The organism is Actinoplanes sp. NPDC048791, assembly GCF_040650095.1.
Lineage (GTDB): Bacteria > Actinomycetota > Actinomycetes > Mycobacteriales > Micromonosporaceae > Actinoplanes.
In genome coordinates, this window is the sequence record NZ_JBEZGQ010001695.1 from 1 (window position 1) to 1,132 (window position 1,132).

Genomic DNA, 1,132 nt, shown 5'->3' on the forward strand with positions numbered 1-1,132 from the left:
GGCGCCACCGCGTCCACGACCAGCGGCACCAGGGCGAACGTCGGCAGCTCGGCGACGTTGTGGCCGCCGGCCTCCAGCCCCTGCGCCACGATCACGTCCACGCCGTCGCCGGCCGCGAGCTGCGCCCCGGCCACCGAACCGACCTGTTCGAGGACACGGATCCCGGCGTCGTGCAGCCGGTCGATCCAGGCCTGCGGCGGATGTCCCCAGTGGAACGACACCCCGGCGGGCCGGGCCGCGCAGACCGCGTCGATCTGCTCGGGCCCGGTGAACCCGGTGATGAAGTTGACGTGGAACGGGCCGTCGGTCCCGGCCCGGACGGCGGCGATCGCCGCGGTGATCGCCGCCGCGGGCATCAGGCCGGCCCCGAGCGAGCCGAGCCCGCCGGCGTTGCCGACCGCAACGGCCAGGTCCGGGGTGGCCCCGACGAAGGCCAGGCCGGCCTGGGCAATCGGGGTCGACAGGCCGAAGGCGTCGGTGAAGCGGGTCTGCAGTCTCATCCGGTCACCGTGTCGGATGCCGGTCGCGACGGTGTCGCCCTGCGCGCAGCCGGAGTTGCATGGAGCGCAGACGTCGGCAACAGGACAGGAGCAGCCGTGCCACACACCTGGTCCACGTCGGCCGTCGCCGCGGCGGACCAGTTCGCCTGCTGGCGTGAGCTGATCTGCGAGGCGTTCCTGGCGCTGAGCCCGGAGTCCGAGCTGCGCGGCGCCTTCACCGGCCAGGTCACCCAGTGGCCGCTGGGCCGCCTCGACCTGGCCCGGATCGACTCGCAACGCCAGCGGGTGCGCCGCACCGGGCGGGACATCGGCCGGTCCCACCGCCCCGGCTACTACGCCAACCTGCAGGTCCGCGGCTCGAGCCTGATCAGCCAGCGGGGACGCGGGACCGTGCTGCGGCCGGGCGACCTGGCGCTGGTGGACACCGGCGAGCCGTTCACCATGGCGTTCGGCGGTGACTTCCGGCAGCTCTCGTTCTTCGTGCCCGAGCCCCTGCTCAGCGCGCAGACGAGCGGACCGGTCCGGACAGCCGCCCGCGTCGGCACCGGCACCGGGGTCGGTGCGGCGGTGCGGCACGCGTTGACGGCGCTCACCCGTACCCCCATGGGCCCGGACGTGGCCGCCCGGCTGGC

General features: G+C 74.8%; 2 protein-coding genes. One reads left to right on the plus strand and one right to left on the minus strand.

All coding sequences use genetic code 11. The features are described from left to right. Positions 1 to 500: nitronate monooxygenase (locus AB0C29_RS49695; protein WP_360835540.1), on the minus strand; the 500-nt coding region annotated here is incomplete at its 3' end. Positions 501 to 596: 96 nt separating this feature from the next. On the opposite strand from AB0C29_RS49695, the gene AB0C29_RS49700 reads away from it, so the two are divergent. Further along, the coding region (locus tag AB0C29_RS49700) for a hypothetical protein (protein ID WP_360835542.1) at positions 597 to 1,132 on the plus strand (536 nt) is incomplete at its 3' end.